The following is a 3,268-nucleotide window of genomic DNA, read 5'->3' as shown; positions in this document are numbered from 1 at the left end:
ACCGGGGACCGCCTATGGGCTCCACTCGGCGTCGGGCGACGTGTTCTGGGATGCTCGGCACCAGTCTTAGGACAGAAATGGTCCTATGCAGTGTCTAACGTCGCCGTTATGACCAATAGCCACAGCGACGTACTGCCGTTCCGGATTGAAATTGAGCAGGCTGAGATTGATCGGCTGCATCGTCACCTCGACGAGACACGTTGGCCACCAGTGCTTCCCGGCGACGGCTGGGATACCGGCGTGCCGGTGGGGTGGCTGCGCGAACTCAGTGAGTACTGGCGCAACGACTACGACTGGAGAGCCGCCGAACGCGAACTCAACCAGATCCCGCAATTCACCACGATCATCGACGGGCAACGGATCCATTTCATGCACGTACGCTCAGCCGAGCCCGATGCGTTGCCGCTGATCTTGACTCATGGGTGGCCGGGCTCAGTGGTGGAATTCCTCGACGTGATCGACCCGCTGACCAATCCCACGGCCCACGGCGGTGACCGCGGGGACGCTTTCGACGTGGTGATTCCCGCACTACCCGGGTTCGGTTTCTCCGGACCGGTGGCCGAATCAGGCTGGACCACAACACGAATCGCGACCGCGTGGGACGAATTGATGACGCGGCTCGGGTACGACCGTTACGGCACTCAAGGAGGCGACATCGGCGCTGCCGTGGCCCCGGAAGTCGCCAGGATCGCCCCCGATCGGGTCATCGGAGTGCACACCAACGGCGGTCCCGGCGGATTTCCAGAGGTACCGCTGTCTGAGGAAGTCATGGCCACCCTCTCGCCGATCGAACGTGACCGGATCGCCCGCGTGGAGGCGTTCATGCGCGAAGAGTTCGGCTATATCGCCATCCAGTCCACCCGCCCCAACACCCTGGGCTACGGCCTGGTCGATTCCGCGGTCGGGCAGTTGGCCTGGATCATGGACAAATTTCGCGAGTGGACTCACCCGCGCCAGGTTCTGCCTGACCGCATTCTCAGCCGCGACCGGCTGCTGACCAACGTCATGACGTATTGGCTGACCGGTACCGCTGCGTCGTCGGCCTACGTCGGCTACGCGCAGAGCGCAGCCTGGGGCGCCCCTAAAATCAACAGCGGCGTGCCCACTGCGGCGATCGTGTTCGCCCACGACGTGGGGATCCGGCAGTTCGCCGAAGCCGACAACACCATCACGCGATGGACCGAACTCGACCGGGGCGGCCACTTCGCCGCCATGGAGGAACCGACGGCGCTGGTGGCTGATATCCGCGAGTTCTTCAGGACCCTACGATGATTCGGCGGCCACGAACAGGACCACGCCGGCCCCGTCACGCGCCGCCGCGCTGGCTCAAACCCCTCAATACGGCGTTCCTGCTCATTCGCCGGTTCGGGGGGATGCCCACCTTGCACGTACTGACGGTGAGGGGCAGAGCGACGGGACGCCCTCGAAGTACCCCGGTTACCGTCGTCACCGTTAACAACAACCGCTACCTTCTCGAAGGTTTCCCTGGAGCCGACTGGGCAGCGAACGTCCGGGCCGCCAACGGATGTGCCCAATTGTCGGTGGGTGACCGCATCGAGCACGTCGACTTGATCGAGCTCGACCCACCCGACGCCATGGTCGTGCTTCGGCACTGGCCCCGCCAAGCCGCCACCGGCGCCCGGATCATGCGCGACGCCGGCATCATCGACGACATCACCCCCGACGCCTTTGCCGACCTCGCCGGCAGATGCACCGTGTACCGCATTCACACCGCCGCACCGCCAGAACATGGCAAGGGAACCAACACCGTTCAGTAGAGACACGGTCCGCACGAGTGGCGGAGAAACGGCGCCACGGATGACATCATCTGGCCCACGCACACAGATCGACACTTGAACCAACGGAGGTCGGTAGGGCCCAGTGCGCGATCAGTGCGCGAAGTGCCGGGCCCCGGTGAGGTAGAGGGTGATGCCGGCCGCTTCAGCGGCTTGGGTCACGACGTCGTCGCGCATCGACCCGCCGGGATGGACGATCGCCTTCACGCCAGCGGCGGTCAATGTCTCCAGCCCGTCGGGAAACGGGAAGAACGCGTCGGACGCCGCGACGGCGCCGGGCACCCGGTCCCCGGCCCGTTCGACCGCCAGCCGCGCCGCGTCGACGCGATTGACCTGACCCATGCCGACGCCGACGGTCGCGCCGCCGTTGGCGATGACGATCGCGTTCGACTTCACCGCGCGGCAGGTGCGCCACGCGAACACCAGATCGGCGAGCGTCTCGGGATCAGCAGGCGATCCGGTGGCCAGCGTCCAGTTGTTCGGGTCGTCGCCCTCGGCGTCGATCGCGTCGCGCTCCTGCACCAGCAGCCCGCCGCTGACCTGACGGAACTCGGTGCCACCCACCAAAGGCTCGGACGCCACCAACACCCGAATGTTCTTCTTGCGCGCCAGAATATCGACGGCCCCGGGCTCGTAGGCGGGCGCGATGATCACCTCGGTGAAGATGTCGGCCACCGTTTCGGCCATCTCGACGCTGACGGTCGTATTGGCCGCGATGACGCCGCCGAACGCGCTCAGCGGGTCGCACTCGTGGGCCTTGCGGTGTGCGTCGGCGACCGACACCGACGAGACCGCGATCCCGCATGGGTTGGCGTGCTTGATGATCGCGACGCAGGTGTCGTCGTGGTCGAAGGCGGCCCGCCACGCTGCATCGGCGTCGGTGAAGTTGTTGTAGGACATCTCCTTACCGTGCAACTGCTCGGCCTGCGCGAGACCGGGCCATGCGCTGTCGTCGGTGTACAGCGCGGCGCCCTGGTGCGGATTCTCGCCGTAGCGCAGCACCGCGGAGCGCCGCCAGGTGCCCGCGAACCACTGCGGCAACGACGGGGATGCCTCCGGCCCCTCGGGGGCCAACGTCGAACCCATCCAGGTCGCCACCGCGACGTCGTACTCCGCGGTGTGCCGGAAGGCCAGTGACGCCAGCCTCTTTCGCTCGGCGAGGGTGAAGCCACCCGACCGGACGGCAGCCAGCACGCCGTCGTACCCGAGCGGATCGACGACGACGGCGACGCTGGGATGGTTCTTGGCCGACGCGCGCACCATCGACGGCCCACCGATGTCGATCTGCTCGACGCACTCGTCGTCGCTGGCGCCGGACTCGACCGTCTCGGTGAACGGGTAGAGGTTGACCACGACGAGTTCGAACGCGGCGACGCCGAGTTCCTCTAGCGCGGCGAGGTGCTCCGGCTTTCGGGTATCGGCCAGCAGGCCAGCGTGCACCCGTGGGTGAAACGTCTTGACCCTGCCGTCGA

At 66.4% G+C, this 3,268-nt stretch carries 3 protein-coding genes; 2 read left to right on the top strand and 1 reads right to left on the bottom strand.

From position 1 onward, the window contains the following. Positions 1–108 precede the first annotated feature (108 nt). Both QOC69_RS25185 and QOC69_RS25180 read left to right on the top strand, forming a co-directional pair. Positions 109–1,272, top strand: coding sequence for an alpha/beta fold hydrolase (locus QOC69_RS25185; protein ID WP_526444755.1), 1,164 nt, complete (start codon positions 109–111; stop codon positions 1,270–1,272). Beyond that, positions 1,269–1,778 (top strand): nitroreductase/quinone reductase family protein, encoded by a 510-nt coding sequence (locus tag QOC69_RS25180; RefSeq protein ID WP_526444753.1) that lies wholly within the window; start codon positions 1,269–1,271, stop codon positions 1,776–1,778. Before QOC69_RS25185 ends, QOC69_RS25180 begins: the two co-directional genes overlap by 4 nt. Positions 1,779–1,889: 111 nt before the next feature. Here QOC69_RS25180 and purH read toward each other — a convergent pair. Further along, positions 1,890–3,268, bottom strand: a 1,379-nt coding sequence (purH, locus tag QOC69_RS25175; protein ID WP_526444751.1) for a bifunctional phosphoribosylaminoimidazolecarboxamide formyltransferase/IMP cyclohydrolase, incomplete at its 5' end; no start/stop codon positions are given.

The organism is Mycobacterium sp., assembly GCF_032162105.1.
Classification (GTDB): Bacteria; Actinomycetota; Actinomycetes; order Mycobacteriales; family Mycobacteriaceae; genus Mycobacterium.
Note: the sequence above shows the minus strand (reverse complement) of the source record. Positions and strands in the feature narration are given on the sequence as shown.